Raw genomic sequence first — 13,589 nt, forward strand, 5'->3', positions numbered from 1 at the left:
TTTCAATGGTGTATGTGAATCATCTGGCATTAGTTAGAGTTGGACCTTACCTAATCAGGCACCAAAAATGGATGGCTCTTGCAGCACTGCTTCTGGTTGTATATGTGGCAAGCGTGTCCGTCATCATTCTGCCACTAGATTTCCTGGCAAGTTCTTTCCCAAACATGGCGCGGCTCAACCAATTCGCCGGGGCAAATACCATCAAGTCGGTGGCAGACATATTCTCCTATATGAATCTTATTTGGGTATTGTCGCTCGTCTTGCTGCCCAACGTGATTGCCGCTGCCTTTTACTACTTCAAGAGAAATTACGAAGCCAACAAACGGAACGCGCTCCTGCAAAAGGAGAAAACTGAAATGGAGCTGAACTTTCTGCGGGCGCAGATTCACCCGCACTTTCTCTTCAACACACTCAACAATATTTACGGCATGGTGATGGAAAACGAAAGGGCAGGGCAGGTGGTGCTCAAGCTGTCGGACTTGCTGCGCTTTTCGCTTTACGAGAGCAGCGGCAAGCGCATACCTGTTGGGAGGGAGGTGGAGTTTCTGACTGACTACATCAACCTGGAGCAGATTCGCCACCACGATACCCGCGTGGCTATCAATTACGATTTCGAGCACATCGAAAACAGCGAAAAGCCTATTGTGCCGCTATTGCTCATCAGCTTTGTTGAAAACGCTTTTAAGCACGGCGTTAACGCCACCATTGGCAAAGCCTGGGTGCACATCAGTCTGAAACAGGATAACGACTCCATCTTGTTTGAAGTGGAAAACAGCAAGCCTGCCACCCGGAAAGAGCGTCCTGCCACCGCAGGTATAGGTATAGAGAACACGAAACGCAGACTTGCCCTGTTATACCCCGATAAGCACCAATTAAACATTACCGAAACAGCCGATTCTTACAAAGTCAGTTTAACGCTCCAAACCCATGACTAAGCCCCTACGCTGCGTTATTATAGACGACGAGCCGATCGCCCAGGAGATTATCGCTAAGTATGTGGCGCGGGTGCCCTTTCTACAGCTGGCAGCCGTGTGCGACAACGCCATCGAAGCACTCGTCACCATTCGTGATGAGCAACCCGATCTTATTTTTTTGGACATCAACATGCCAGAAATGACTGGGCTGGAGATGCTGAAACTAACCCAGTCGCAGCAGTTGCAGGTTATCCTGACCACTGCCTACCCTGATTACGCCTTGCATGGTTACGAACTGGCCGTTGCGGATTACCTGTTAAAGCCCATTTCCTTTGAACGGTTTCTGAAAGCGGTGCACAAGGTAGACGAGCAGGTGCGCATGCAACGTGCCCTCAGCAGTCCACCCGAGCACGAGCACTCCAAAAGCAAAAGCGACCAACAGAACTTCTGGGTGAAACAGGACAAGAAACTGGTTCAAATCAACACCGAAGAACTGATTTTGGTGAAAGGCATGAAAGACTACATCCAGCTATACCTGCCCGACCAAAAAATACTGACGCATATGACTATGGCCAAGATTGAAGAGAAGTTGCCCGCCACGCAGTTCCTGCGGGTGAGCCGTTCCTATATCGTGCGCAAATCCGCCATCAAGGCGATTAACGGCAATATGATTGAGATAGAACTGGATGAAGAGATACTGATTGGAAGCACTTATCGGGAACAAATCAAACGCGAAATTGCGGAATGGCTTTAAAGTGACGTGCTGATCTAAGGTATAAGCCGCTGCCCTTTATCAGGGTGGCGGCTTTTTCTTTTACCTCAAATCCTGTATCTTTCTCTTGAAAAATAAAACTAACCTTATACCTGCATGAAATCACGCCACCTCATTCTCGCCTCCGCTGTAGCCGCCATGTCGGTTGCCTGCACCGGCAACACTACCAACGAAGCCCAGTCCACCGAGGCTGTGCAGACCGACTCTACTGCTACCAACCTGCAGCAGAAGCTGGGTATGTACACGACCGTGCGCCTCACTTCCGACCTGAGCGGACTGAGCGAGAAAGAGAAGCAAATGATCCCGCTCCTGATTGAGGCAAGCAACATCATGGACGAATTGTTCTGGTATGAGGCCTATGGTAAGAAAGACTCGCTGCTGAATGCCCTGACAGACGATGAAGCCAAACAGTTTGTGAAGATCAACTACGGTCCCTGGGACCGCCTCAACAACAACGAGCCTTTTATACCTGGCGTGGGACCCAAGCCGGACGCGGCCAACTTCTACCCGCACGATATGACGAAAGAGGAGTTCGAAAAGGCCAGCCTGAAAGACAAAGCCAGCCAGTATACCTTCCTCAGACGCGACGACAAGGGGCAACTGATCACAGTGCCTTACCACGTGCAGTTCAAGGAGCAGGTAACACGCGCCTCCAACCTGTTGCGCCAGGCCGCGAACCTGGCCGAGGAGCCGGGGCTGAAGAAATACCTGACCCTGCGCGCCGAAGCCCTGCTGAACGACAACTACCAGCCCAGCGATCTGGCCTGGATGGACATGAAGAACAACCGCATCGACGTCATCATCGGGCCGATCGAAACCTACGAGGACAAGGTGTTTGGCTACAAAGCGGCGCACGAAGCCTACGTGCTCATCAAGGACATGGACTGGAGCAAGCGCCTGGAGAAGTATGCCGCCTTTTTGCCGGAACTGCAGCGCGGCCTGCCGGTGCCTGCCAACTACAAAAAAGAGACACCAGGCACCGACTCTGACCTGAATGCCTACGACGTGGTGTACTACGCCGGAGACTGCAACGCGGGTAGTAAGACCATCGCCATCAACCTGCCAAACGACGAGGAGGTGCAGCTGAAAAAAGGCACGCGCCGTCTGCAACTCAAAAACGCCATGCAGGCCAAATTCGACAAGATCATGCTGCCCATTGCCGACGAACTGATCGCCGATGACCAGAAGCAGCACATTACCTTCGACGCCTTCTTCGCCAACACCATGTTCCACGAAGTGGCGCACGGCCTGGGCATCAAGAATACCATCAACGGCAAAGGCACGGTGCGCGAGGCTTTGAAGGAGCGTGCCTCTGCGCTGGAGGAAGGCAAAGCCGACATCCTGGGGCTGTACATGATCACACAGCTGCACAAGAAAGGCGAAGTGAGCGGCAGCCTGGAGGATTACTATACCACCTTTATGGCAGGCATTTTCCGCTCGGTGCGCTTTGGCGCGGCCAGTGCCCACGGCAAGGCCAACATGGTGCGCTTCAACTTCTTCAAGGAAAACGGTGCCTTCGAGCGCGATGAACAGACCGGCAAGTACCGCGTGAACTACGTGAAGATGGGAGAGGCCATGGACAAACTGTCGGAGCTGATCCTGACGCTGCAGGGTAATGGCGACTACGCGGGTGTGGGCAAATTGCTGAACGAGCAGGGACAGATCGGTGCGGAACTGCAGGCCGACCTCGACCGCCTCAGCCAGAAGAACATACCGGTTGACGTGGTGTTTGAGCAGGGCGTAGACGTGCTGGGCTTAAAGTAGGAAGCATGGAGCTGCTGTACTGGAAACAGGAGAATCTGACGTCCCGAAGGTATACAGTAAGTGATGCGAACGGACTGGTAGGCGAACTGGCCTTCCGGGGCTGGACCAGCAACGACGCGGATTTCAGCTCAGCGCGGATCAACCTGTACTTCCAAAGGCAAGGCTGGCTTGAGCATGACCTCACCATTCATTTCAGAGATGAGGTGATCGGCATGAGCAAATCGTCCGGCTTCGGAAAAACCACTACGACGCTGGTGACCGGGGAGCAGTTCACGTTTCAGGGCAAGACCTTGAACAGTAGCAGAGACTTACGCGACGAAGCAGGCCATACCCTGATGCGCTTCGAGCAGGGGAACTTCAGTATAGCAAACGGCCAGATTTCCATTTTCCGGGATATTCCGGAGCTAACCAGGCTGCTGCTGGTAGCATCCGGCCTTTACTTCAAGCACCTCGGTCATTAACGAAACCACCTCATCTGATGGCAAATCTCGCCAGAGTAGACCATCTAAATACTTGATGCTTTGATTAAAAGCCCCTTCCGATCGGCAGGGGCTTTTTTTATGGATGGCCTCAGGGTAGCATATTGAGGGTCGCATATTGTAGGTTTACAGGCACTCAGGGCAAATTGTGGAAAATTGCCCTTAAATATAGACAACCTAAAAATGGGCAGGGAGTAAAACTGTTTTCCAACTCACTTTAAATCAACTGTTTAATTATGAAAAATTTTGTGAAATCCTTTTACGATTTTAACCTAAGCAGCCCCCAGGAACGCCAGGAACGCAACCAACTATACCCTGAACTGGCCAAATTTCACATTGCGCTTCGCGAAGAAATGAGCGAAGAAGAATATCAGGAGTTTTACAGAGCGGAGAAGGATGCCGCCAAAAACCTGATGATCCCTAACCCTAATCCCAAGCCTCAATGGATACGAATGTAAGTCGTACTGAAGATAGATATTGAAAAAGGTAAACCGCGAATGGTTTACTTTTTTGTTTGTAAAAACAGAACTTAGATTATTTACTCAATTATTTTATATATAATAATTGAATCTACAGGAGTTAAGCTCACAAACCAAGGTATATATTGCGGGTAAGTATGATAGAACCTTGCATAATGAGCAGTAGTGAGACTATTCCACATATTCTGAGGGTATACTATTTCATCAACTTTTGAAAACTTCATATTAGCTTCTATTTTTTGTTTATACACTCGCTTAGGAACAACAAAATAATCGCCTGCTTCTGGCTTTGATTTCTCGGAGTCATAAAACTCCATACCTGCTTTCTTGCTATACCACTGCCAGCCCCAGTGCCCAACAGTCCATACCTTAGCACTTGATGGTATTTGTTTTAGAACAACAGGAGCTGATGCTCTATAAAAATTTGCGTATTGCCAATCGGAAATGCTTAGTAGAATGCCTAGTAGTACAGTAAAGGATATTGAAAAAACTATTGCCTTTGTAGAAATTTGCTTAATGGTATAGGCAATAATAATGAGCAGTGGGGGTAAGATTAGCAAGGAATGACGAGTTGCCATAAAAGGTGCAAAGAGGACAATGAAACCTATTAATCCAACAAACCAAAGAACGATTAATTTCATAGCAGGTGTCAATGTGGTTCTTCGCAAAAGGATATAAGGAAAGATAATCAATATCAAACCGTTGGTAAAAAAAGCAACCCAAAACAAGCTATAGAAAGGTGCTTTAAGAGGTAAACCATATACCAATAAGTAGACTATTACTACGCATGTAATAATACCAAAACAAACTCTTACTATTGTATAACGGCTCGAGGACTTTAGAAAGTGATCACAGAAAATTAAAGTGAATGGAGCAATTGCACCAAGGGTAAGTAAAAAGGAAACTGAGTTGTTAAGTAGTAGGTCTGGGGTAAGTGTGTTTTTGGGTCTTCCTAAAATATGAGAGCCTCCATATTCGAGATAGTTAGCAAGTGACCAAAAGGCAATTGTAAACACTGGTAATGATAAGACTAACGCAACCCTATTCTTTTTATGTTGCCAAACTTTATACATCAGGATTATTGCAAGAGGTAAAAGTGTATATTTTATAAGCAAACCAACGCTTAAGATCAAGGCAGCTATAAAAAGGTTTTTAAATGTATCAGCTTTGTCAGCTTTAATGATATAATACATAAACATGATAGATATACCAAGAATAGGTATATCTGTCATCAAGTTCTGATTAACGAGAAACCCTGGGCCTAATGCGAGTAAAACACTAGCTGATAAAGCAAATTCTTTGTTAAATAATTTCGCTAGTTTATAAAAAAACACAATACTAATTAGGATGAAAACTGACTGCAGAAGGTGCAGTGGAATTTCATTATAACCAAATAGAGCACCAACACTAGCAATTAAATAGAAATAGAGTGGAGGTTGATTGAAGTGATGTATAGGTTCATCTGTATCCACCCAATTTATATATCCAGACATAGGTCTCAATGGGTTGTACTGAATCCATTCAGCTGCTTCTAAATGAAAAGTATCGTCAATATGAAATGCCTTATTAATATTGATAAGTGTTGCAATAACCCAGACTGCGGACAGTATCGTCCAAGGGTAGTTCTGTAATCGATGCCGGAAGGAAGCTTTGAGCATGAATATGAGTTTGTTACAGTCTCTCCAACACCAGCTTTGCCCCCTCTTCCCCTACCAACGAACCGATGGCCACGCCCATGCCGCCCATGCGCACGGCGCAGCACACATGCTCCGATACGGGCTGCACAATGGTCGTCTTTCCCGGGCCTACCCCCATAATACCACTCCAGCGCTGCTCTACTTCATAAGGTGTGCCCGGCAGGATGACTTCGCGCAGCAGTTCGTCGAGTTTGTGCTGCACCAGGTCTGTAAGTCCCATCTCAGTTGTTTCTTCCGTTTTGAAGTCGATGTTGCGGCCGCCACCGAACAGCACACGGTTGCCGATGTTGCGGAAATAGTAAAATCCTTTGTCGTAGTGAAAGGTGCCTTTGAAGCGCAGGTCAGGTATAGGTTTGGTGATGAGCACCTGTGCACGGGCCGGCACCACCTGCAACTGAGGCAGCAGCTGGCGGGCAAAGCCGTTGGTCGCGACCAGCGCTGCGCGGGCAGGTATAGCGATGCCTTGTTTGGTAAGGGCAGTTATACCCTGGCTCTCTTCCTGCAGACGTTCGATCTCCAGTCCGTTCAACACGATCACGCCCAGACCCTGTACCTTCTGCGTGAGCGCCAGTATCATTTTCCCTGTGTCGATCTGCCCCTCGGCGGTGCTCTCGATCAGGTGCGCTACCTGCCTGAATCCAAACTCACTGATCTTGTGGTCAGCCAGGCGGTAGATGTCCCGCTCACCCGTTACCTGTTGCAGCTGTTTGTTGAGGTAGGGCATTTGTTCGAGACAGCTTTCATAGAGGGGCTGTTGGTTTTCCTCAAACAGTTCGTAACCGCCCCAGCGGTGGAAGTCGATGGCCTGGTCGCCCAGGTTCTGGCGTAGGCGCTGCAGTCCACGCCAGCGGCGCTCTACCAGTGCAAACACCTCGTCTTCGCTGTGGTGGCTCAGGTCGTCGAGCAGCTCGGAGGGGCTGCCGAAGCAGGCAAAGCCGGCGTTGCGGGTGCTGGCCCCTGTGGGCAGCAGGCCGCGCTCCACCACCATCACTTTCAGGGTGGGCTGCTGTGTTTTCAGGTATAGCGCCGCGTTCAGTCCCACGATGCCGCTGCCCACGATGAGTACGTCTACGTGGCTGAAATACGATTCCTTTTCCCAGAAGCTCAACTCCATGGCTACTCGTCTTCGCGGGTATATGTATGGGTATAGTTGCGGGCCGTCGCCTCGTCTATTATCTCGAAGCCGGTCAGCATGATCTCGCGCTCACCGCTGTTGTAGCCGCGCACGAATACGCCCTCCGGACTTTCATAGATAGAGTAGTTGTGACGGCCGAAAGGGTAGAGGTTGTTGCTCCGTAGGGTGGTCGCGTGGGTGAGGTCGGCAGTTTGTCCGTCCGGCGTTTTGATGATGAATTTCTTTTTATCTGTTGTCATGTTTGGCAGTCTTCTAAAATCTTATCCAAGATAGCACTTATCTCGGAAGCGTGGCTCAAAACCATCAGGTGGCCGGCCCTTTTTACTTTGATGATGCCCGGGTAAGTGCCCATCGGCAGGATGCGGTCGGCCGTACCGTGAATCATCACCGCGTTCTCGTAGTGGTCGGGCTGGTGCCAGTTAAGCAGCTGTCCGATAGCCCAGCGCAGGAAGTGTGGGTCAGTTTCGAGGATCACCTGCTTGAGCAGTACTTTTTCGGCTTTAGTACTGGCCCCAAACAGCAGCGGACCTATAAAATGAAAGCGCTTGAGCCAGGGCACTGGTATGATGCGGTGCAGCCTCAGGAAGCCCATCAGGCGGTAGTACCAGGGAAGGATCTTACTGCTGGCAATGCTCGAGATGAGGATGGTTTTGCGCGGGTTCAGAAATTTAGCCAGTTCAATGGCCACCACGCCGCCAAAGGACATGCCCACCAGCACCGGGTTGGGTTCAGTGATCTGCTCTGCCAACCGAACCGCATAGTCATGGAGTGGCTCGTCGTCATAGGGCTGAATCCAGCGCACGTATACCTTGTTACGGCATTTGATATGCAGAAACTGGAACATGCGCTCATCCGCCCCAAGTCCGCTGATAAAATAAACGGTGCTCATACAGCTTTGCTTCTACGGCTTTTGACCAGGTAGGGCAGCAAAGCTACGGCTTTTCTGCTAATCGAGCTGCGCGACTTCCTGGCCCAGGAAGGACAGCACGTCCTGCACAGTTGCCTGTGGCTGTTCCTCCATCGGGATGTGGCCCGCACCCGCATACAGCTTCAGCTGGGCACCTCTTATACCTTGCTGAAAACGGCTGGCATCAGCAACTGGCACCCAGGCGTCGGCCTCGCCCCAGAGGATCAGAGTGGGTGCCTGTACCTGGGCCAGTTTGTGCAGGTTGTCGGTGTCCACCGTGTTGAGGCGGTCTATCAAAGCGTTCCGATTGCCCTCGCGCAGCAACAGGTCGTGACTCAGCCTGATCGTTTCCGGTTTTAGTTTGCTATCGTCGCCATACACTTCCCTGAGGCTCTGCTCCACGATAAAACGGGGTGTAACATACCGCAACGAATGCCTCAGCAGGGGAGTTTGCGCGATCCGGAAAGGGAGCGTGATGCGCTTGTCGTTGGCATTAGTGACGCCGGTCGGAGAGACAAGAAGCAGTTTCTGCACGCGTTCCGGATGCGTGGCGGCAAAGTCGAAGGCGATCTGCCCTCCCAGGGAACTGCCCCCGATATGCGCCCGCTCGATGCCCAGGCTGTCCATAAAGTGCAGGAGCAGGTCGCGGTAATAGTCGATGGAGTAGGAGCCGGACGCATTGGGGCCGGTCAGGCCGAAGCCGGGCAGGTCGGGCCGCAGCACCCGGTACTGTTTGCTGAGTTCGGCCGTCCAGCCAACCCAGGTATGGAGCGAGGCGGCCGTGCCGTGCAGCAGGATGATCGGTATACCTTGGCCCTCGTCACGGTAGTGCAGGTCGGCACCGGCGATATCCATAAAACGGGAGGACGGCGTGGTATACCTGACTTTCAGCTCTTGGGCAGGTATATCCGCCCTGATCATCAGCGCAAAAGCACTTAATATAGCTAGCCCGGCTACTACAACTGCATGTTTTCCCTTGAACCGCATGGCGTTCGGATTGTGAGTGTGCTATTTGTTTGTACTAAAGTATGAAATTGTTTTTTGACTGTTCTCTTCCCTGCCGCTTCTTTTTGCCTACAAAATTATGCGACACAAAAAAAGCAGCCTGCCATACCTGACAGACTGCTATTCAGTTTTTATAAAGCGAAGTGCTTACAAGCCAGCGTCTTCCTTGAACTTGTTGCCGAAGAAATAATAAACCGGTATACCCAGCGCCACAATGATCAGGCCCGGCCAGGTATAGACGGGTTTGTAGATTAGCAGGATGATACAGATGCCTGAGGCGATGAGCACGTAAAGCGCCGGCAGGATCGGGTAGCCGAACGCTTTGTAAGGGCGATTTAGATCCGGGCGGCGCACACGCAGCACAAATACCCCGATAATCGTCAGGATATAAAAGAGCATCACCGCGAAGATCACATAATCGAGGAGGTCGTTGAAAGTGCCGGAGAGACAAAGCAGGCAAGCCCAGGCGCACTGCATCCACAGCGCGGCGGCCGGTACGCCGTTTTTGTTCAGGTGCCCCATCTTCTCGAAGAAGAGCCCGTCCTTGGCGATGGCATAGTATACCCTAGCACCGGAGAGAATAGCGCCGTTGTTACAGCCGAATGTGGAGATCATGATCAGAATGGCAATACCTACCGTGGCCGGGTATCCTCCGATCACCTCTGCCACGGCCGTTGCCACACGGTCATTGGAGGCGTACTTGATGCCCTGGCCCATCACATCCGCGGCATTCGGGTCGCCGTTGAGGGGGAGCACGAGCAGGTATACCAGGTTGATGACCAGGTAGAGGCCCATCACAATCGCGCTTCCGATCACCATGCTCAGCACGATGGTGCGCTTTGGGTTCACGATCTCGTCACCCGAAAAGCCGATGTTGTTCCAGGAGTCAGCTGAGAACAGGGCGCCCACCATGGCAATGCCGATGGCCGTGATCAGCGCCATACCGACCGGAGGCGCTTCGCTGGTTCCAGCGGCCGCTGCGGCCGATCCCCAGAAATCAGAGAAATTGGCCTGTACTGCCGTGTCGTTGATGCCGAAGAGCAGACCGAAAAGGATCAGGCCGAACAGGGCGATAAGCTTGGTGCTGCCAAAGATGTTCTGGATCAGCTTGCCACTCTTCACACCGCGCGAATTGATATACGTCAGGTATAGGATGCTGGCGATGGCCAGCAGTTGCACCGAGCTGAAGTGAAAGCTGCCCAACGAAAACAGCACATTGTCTTCGCTGAACCAAGGTATAAGGACTCCGGTGAAACGGGCAAAAGCGACGCCCACGGCCGCAATCACGCCGGTCTGAATCACGAGAAAGAGCGTCCAGCCGTAGAGGAAGGCTACCATCTTGTTGTAGGCCTCTTTCAGGTATACATACTGCCCGCCCACTTTCGGGAACATGGAGGACAGCTCGCCATAGCTGATGGCGCCTACCATGGTCAGGAAGCCCGAGAGCACCCACACCAGCAGCATATTGCCCGGACTGACAACCGCCCTGGATATATCGGCAGTCACGATGAAGATGCCCGAACCGATCATACCCCCGGTCACGATCATAATGGCATCGAAAAGCGTGATTTCCCGCTTAAAGCCGCTTTCTTTTTCTTCTTGCTGTACCCTCTTTACTTCTTCTGTACCCTGCATTGGAACCGTGTTATACCTGTTTAAGCAGCCTGCAAGCCAGTAAAAGGGCAGTGGCTGAGGAACAAAATTAAAGTTAATTTTTTGGGAATGGACCACTGCAGGTCATTATCTGTCAGAAAGCCTGTTCTTGATAAATTATATATAACTATACCTGTTAAAAATTGAGCTTTTTGGCTTTGAAAAGGTGTGGCCGTTCGTCTGGTTTTTCAGGTGCTTCACGGATAATTCTGGGCCCTTGGTATAAAATAGTAGTAAATGAAGTAACAGTACCTTGCATAACAAAGTACTATAGAATAACTTTGTCACAGTAATTAATTGATAACCATTTAAATCTTAAAGCCATGAAAGTATTATTCGTAATCGCCGCCACAGTATCTTGCTTCGGTCTTGCTCTGCAACCAGCTACTCAAAACTCACAAGCAGTAGACGCAGCAGTTGCCAGCCACGTAGAGATGGAAGTAGAAGAGCCCATGATGACCGTACTGCTTGACACAGTCGTGATCACACCTGTTGCGCCTCATGCGGTAGCTGCTAACGTGCGTTAAGCCGTAGCAGCCCGCCGGCCAGCGGTAGTGTCGTCCTGTTCCAGGAGCCACTCTTCGGCCAGGCGTCGTTCATAAAAGTTTTTCATGGAGAGTTGGGGGGTAATGCGCTCTTCAAGCTCTCGGACAGCGAGTCTGCTGAACATGCTGAAGGAGTAAACGTGCGCCATGTAGCGCAAACCGGCTCCGAGTGCTTGCGGCAGCCACTCAAACTGAAGCCAGTCGTTGGCTTCCTGCCAGTCGCCGGTCACCTCGGACTTGTCGTTGAGCAATTTCGGGCAGGGGTCTTTTCTTAATAGCTCCAGGTACGCTTTCGCTGCGCAGACCACATTGTCAGCCGTTATATGGCCCTGCCACTTGGCTTCTATGTAGTCCTCTTTACGCTGAATGGTCACGTACAATTCGCCCATCATGTGGCGCAGTTCTATCGGTGGGGATGGCGTCATTTCCGGACGGATGATTCTGGTTGCCATAGACATAACATCAGTTGGTTGCGCTCTAATGTAAACAATTCGTGCCCCTCACCCACAGGAATCACCCCTATTTTAAGTGGAGCGCTCCCTGTCAGGGGTAAAGGACTCCTTTTCAGGTAGTGGTCGCTGCCTGCTCGATTCCCACAAACACACCCTCATCCCTTAGTTCTATCCGGTGGAGGACCGCCTTGCGGGTACGAAAATCGCACTCTCGCCCATCCTGCAGGCTATACCTGTAGCTGTGCCAGGGGCATATCACTTCATTCAGGTAATTCGTCGTGCCTTTGCTGAGGGAGTAGCCCAGGTGCGGACAGCTGTCGTCGAGGGCAAAAAAGCCGCTGGCAGTATGCGCTAAGCAAATGGGCCGGCCATCCAGCACCAGTTGTTTCAGTTTGCGAAGGGGCACCTGTTCGCGGGCTTCTGTCACGCTGTCAAACACCTTGTGCCAGGTATAGCGCGCCTGTTTCTGTTCCATCTGTCCAGCTAGTTGCTCACACGTATGGCGGAGGCATGGGCCTGCACCGGAAAGGATTCCATCACCTGTTCATCAAACCAGGCTTCTACTAGCTGACCTTCACGCAAGTGCTCCAGCCGGAGCGTGGCGCCCTGCAGGTTTTCGATGTAGGTCTTGGCATCAATGCGCAAGGTCGCCTGGGTATAGTTTGTTTGCACACCTTCCACCGATTCGACCAGGACCACGGCCACGCCTTCCTTCTTCTTGGAGTTGGTTTTTTTGATATTCGTGATACTGCCCCGCATGTCGGGTTGCGTGTTGGGGATCTGGAAGCCGTCCTGCGTCTGGCATCCAGCCAGGAGGAGAGCTACGAGGGGGAGTATACTCAGGCATCTTCTCATGGGCGTAAAGGTCGTTCCAAGCCATCAGCCTGTGCGTGAGCCAGGCTGGCTTTTAACATTTGTACGCATGAGGGAGATGATTAGTAATGGCGCAGGCGCTTTTTATTTGCGCCCTAAGCTACCCGCATAAACTGGTCAGACAGCTCCCTGCGCACGCTTTCGCCCTGGGTGTAGTAAGAGAGGAAGTCGGTGCGGCGGCAAGTGGCCAGTCGCGGCTCCTGACGCAGCGTGAGCCGGGAGCGCTTGCCTACCGTGAGCAGGCCGATCCCTTTTCGCTCGCATAGTTTGGAAAGATAGTCAGCCATGGCGTTGCCGCGCCAACACAGGCTACTCACCTGTATACTCAACCACTGATGGTCGCCGGGTTGCTGCTTGAGCTGGTCTACCGCCACTCTTAATTGTTGTTGTATATAGCGCTTGCGCAGGCTGGAGTGCAGGAAAAAACCGGCGACAGCAAGTAGGGCAGGTATAGAGGCCATGGCCAGCCAACTGCCGGTTTGGTAGCAAAGGTAGGCTGCCACGCCGAAAATAGAACCTGCCGTGATGTAGCGAATCCTGCCCAGCCCCCTTTTCTTGTAAGAAGAGAGAATTCGCGCCAGTTTATGAGAAGCAGACGTGCTAAGCGAGACGGCAAAAAAGCTGTTGTCGTGTTTCTGGTAGGCAAACAGCGCATCAGCAAAGGTACCTTGATGGGTGGGCACCGTTCTGTTTACAAGTAAGCCAGATTTTTTTTCATGTTTGGCATAGTAGGATCCAAGGAATTCGATTGCCTGGTCTCCGATGCTGCTCTCCGCCATACGCGTCAGTTGTTTGTAGCCTTCAGATACATTGTTTCATAGTCGGGGCTACCCAGTTAAACTGATGAGCCTTAGGCAGGATGCGTAAAGTGTCTTCCACTTTTTTACAAATATAGCGAGGGTAAAATATAAAGC

16 protein-coding genes are annotated in these 13,589 nt (G+C 51.2%); 6 read left to right on the top strand and 10 right to left on the bottom strand.

Annotated elements, in window-relative coordinates; translation table 11 throughout:
- Positions 1-71 precede the first annotated feature (71 nt).
- The 5 genes from IEV97_RS15560 to IEV97_RS15580 all read left to right on the top strand — a co-directional run bounded on the left by IEV97_RS15560 (position 72) and on the right by IEV97_RS15580 (position 4,387).
- Entirely contained in the window at positions 72-935 is an 864-nt protein-coding gene (locus IEV97_RS15560) for a sensor histidine kinase (RefSeq protein ID WP_188502422.1), read from the top strand.
- Positions 928-1,668, top strand: a complete 741-nt coding sequence (locus IEV97_RS15565) for a LytR/AlgR family response regulator transcription factor (RefSeq protein ID WP_188502423.1) — start codon at positions 928-930, stop codon at positions 1,666-1,668. Before IEV97_RS15560 ends, IEV97_RS15565 begins: the two co-directional genes overlap by 8 nt.
- A 114-nt stretch (positions 1,669-1,782) precedes the next feature.
- A complete protein-coding gene (locus IEV97_RS15570) occupies positions 1,783-3,450 on the top strand; it encodes a DUF8614 domain-containing protein (RefSeq protein ID WP_188502424.1) in 1,668 nt (555 codons plus the stop codon).
- A 5-nt stretch (positions 3,451-3,455) separates the two neighbouring features.
- On the top strand, positions 3,456-3,911 hold the full coding sequence (locus IEV97_RS15575; RefSeq protein WP_188502425.1) for a hypothetical protein: 456 nt from the start codon (positions 3,456-3,458) through the stop codon (positions 3,909-3,911).
- A 254-nt stretch (positions 3,912-4,165) separates the two neighbouring features.
- Positions 4,166-4,387, top strand: a complete 222-nt coding sequence (locus tag IEV97_RS15580; RefSeq protein WP_188502426.1) for a hypothetical protein — start codon at positions 4,166-4,168, stop codon at positions 4,385-4,387.
- An 80-nt stretch (positions 4,388-4,467) separates the two neighbouring features.
- On the opposite strand, the gene IEV97_RS15585 is transcribed toward IEV97_RS15580, so the two are convergent.
- From IEV97_RS15585 to IEV97_RS15610, 6 genes are all read right to left on the bottom strand, one after another.
- Positions 4,468-6,066, bottom strand: a complete 1,599-nt coding sequence (locus tag IEV97_RS15585) for an ArnT family glycosyltransferase (protein ID WP_188502427.1) — start codon at positions 6,064-6,066, stop codon at positions 4,468-4,470.
- Between the two features lie 13 nt (positions 6,067-6,079).
- Positions 6,080-7,219, bottom strand: coding sequence for an NAD(P)/FAD-dependent oxidoreductase (locus IEV97_RS15590; protein WP_188502428.1), 1,140 nt, complete (start codon positions 7,217-7,219; stop codon positions 6,080-6,082).
- Between the two features lie 2 nt (positions 7,220-7,221).
- The gene (locus IEV97_RS15595) at positions 7,222-7,479 is read right to left on the bottom strand and encodes a hypothetical protein (RefSeq protein WP_188502429.1); all 258 of its coding nucleotides are present in this window, start codon (positions 7,477-7,479) and stop codon (positions 7,222-7,224) included.
- Positions 7,476-8,129 (bottom strand): alpha/beta hydrolase, encoded by a 654-nt coding sequence (locus IEV97_RS15600; protein ID WP_188502430.1) that lies wholly within the window; start codon positions 8,127-8,129, stop codon positions 7,476-7,478. Before IEV97_RS15600 ends, IEV97_RS15595 begins: the two co-directional genes overlap by 4 nt.
- Positions 8,130-8,186: 57 nt before the next feature.
- Entirely contained in the window at positions 8,187-9,134 is a 948-nt protein-coding gene (locus IEV97_RS15605) for an alpha/beta fold hydrolase (RefSeq protein ID WP_188502431.1), read from the bottom strand.
- Positions 9,135-9,299: 165 nt separating this feature from the next.
- Positions 9,300-10,787, bottom strand: a complete 1,488-nt coding sequence (locus IEV97_RS15610) for an APC family permease (protein ID WP_188502432.1) — start codon at positions 10,785-10,787, stop codon at positions 9,300-9,302.
- 341 nt (positions 10,788-11,128) lie between these two features.
- Here IEV97_RS15610 and IEV97_RS15615 point away from each other — a divergent pair, with 341 nt between their 5' ends.
- Complete coding sequence (locus IEV97_RS15615) at positions 11,129-11,332, top strand: hypothetical protein (RefSeq protein ID WP_188502433.1); 204 nt, start codon at positions 11,129-11,131, stop codon at positions 11,330-11,332.
- Here the strand turns inward: IEV97_RS15615 and IEV97_RS15620 are convergent.
- From IEV97_RS15620 to IEV97_RS15635, 4 genes are all read right to left on the bottom strand, one after another.
- Positions 11,329-11,802: a hypothetical protein gene (locus tag IEV97_RS15620; protein ID WP_229733979.1), complete on the bottom strand. Its 474-nt coding sequence runs from the start codon at positions 11,800-11,802 to the stop codon at positions 11,329-11,331. The two genes, IEV97_RS15615 and IEV97_RS15620, sit on opposite strands and share 4 nt — an antisense overlap.
- A 112-nt stretch (positions 11,803-11,914) precedes the next feature.
- Positions 11,915-12,277 carry a Rieske (2Fe-2S) protein gene (locus IEV97_RS15625; RefSeq protein WP_188502434.1) on the bottom strand — a complete coding sequence of 121 codons (363 nt, stop codon included), beginning with the start codon at positions 12,275-12,277 and terminating at the stop codon, positions 11,915-11,917.
- A gap of 8 nt (positions 12,278-12,285) precedes the next feature.
- Positions 12,286-12,657, bottom strand: coding sequence for a DUF3221 domain-containing protein (locus IEV97_RS15630; RefSeq protein ID WP_188502435.1), 372 nt, complete (start codon positions 12,655-12,657; stop codon positions 12,286-12,288).
- A gap of 113 nt (positions 12,658-12,770) precedes the next feature.
- A complete protein-coding gene (locus IEV97_RS15635) occupies positions 12,771-13,454 on the bottom strand; it encodes a hypothetical protein (RefSeq protein ID WP_188502436.1) in 684 nt (227 codons plus the stop codon).
- Between the last annotated feature and the right edge of the window lie 135 nt (positions 13,455-13,589).

This window comes from Pontibacter amylolyticus (assembly GCF_014638845.1).
GTDB classification, from domain to species: Bacteria; Bacteroidota; Bacteroidia; order Cytophagales; family Hymenobacteraceae; genus Pontibacter; species Pontibacter amylolyticus.

Coding starts and splice junctions, on each gene's coding strand:
- IEV97_RS15560 (WP_188502422.1), top strand. CDS start 72: ATGGCTCTTGCAGCACTGCTTCTGGTTGTATATGTGGCAAGCGTGTCC.
- IEV97_RS15565 (WP_188502423.1), top strand. CDS start 928: ATGACTAAGCCCCTACGCTGCGTTATTATAGACGACGAGCCGATCGCC.
- IEV97_RS15570 (WP_188502424.1), top strand. CDS start 1,783: ATGAAATCACGCCACCTCATTCTCGCCTCCGCTGTAGCCGCCATGTCG.
- IEV97_RS15575 (WP_188502425.1), top strand. CDS start 3,456: ATGGAGCTGCTGTACTGGAAACAGGAGAATCTGACGTCCCGAAGGTAT.
- IEV97_RS15580 (WP_188502426.1), top strand. CDS start 4,166: ATGAAAAATTTTGTGAAATCCTTTTACGATTTTAACCTAAGCAGCCCC.
- IEV97_RS15585 (WP_188502427.1), bottom strand. CDS start 6,066: ATGCTCAAAGCTTCCTTCCGGCATCGATTACAGAACTACCCTTGGACG.
- IEV97_RS15590 (WP_188502428.1), bottom strand. CDS start 7,219: ATGGAGTTGAGCTTCTGGGAAAAGGAATCGTATTTCAGCCACGTAGAC.
- IEV97_RS15595 (WP_188502429.1), bottom strand. CDS start 7,479: ATGACAACAGATAAAAAGAAATTCATCATCAAAACGCCGGACGGACAA.
- IEV97_RS15600 (WP_188502430.1), bottom strand. CDS start 8,129: ATGAGCACCGTTTATTTTATCAGCGGACTTGGGGCGGATGAGCGCATG.
- IEV97_RS15605 (WP_188502431.1), bottom strand. CDS start 9,134: ATGCGGTTCAAGGGAAAACATGCAGTTGTAGTAGCCGGGCTAGCTATA.
- IEV97_RS15610 (WP_188502432.1), bottom strand. CDS start 10,787: ATGCAGGGTACAGAAGAAGTAAAGAGGGTACAGCAAGAAGAAAAAGAA.
- IEV97_RS15615 (WP_188502433.1), top strand. CDS start 11,129: ATGAAAGTATTATTCGTAATCGCCGCCACAGTATCTTGCTTCGGTCTT.
- IEV97_RS15620 (WP_229733979.1), bottom strand. CDS start 11,802: ATGGCAACCAGAATCATCCGTCCGGAAATGACGCCATCCCCACCGATA.
- IEV97_RS15625 (WP_188502434.1), bottom strand. CDS start 12,277: ATGGAACAGAAACAGGCGCGCTATACCTGGCACAAGGTGTTTGACAGC.
- IEV97_RS15630 (WP_188502435.1), bottom strand. CDS start 12,657: ATGAGAAGATGCCTGAGTATACTCCCCCTCGTAGCTCTCCTCCTGGCT.
- IEV97_RS15635 (WP_188502436.1), bottom strand. CDS start 13,454: ATGGCGGAGAGCAGCATCGGAGACCAGGCAATCGAATTCCTTGGATCC.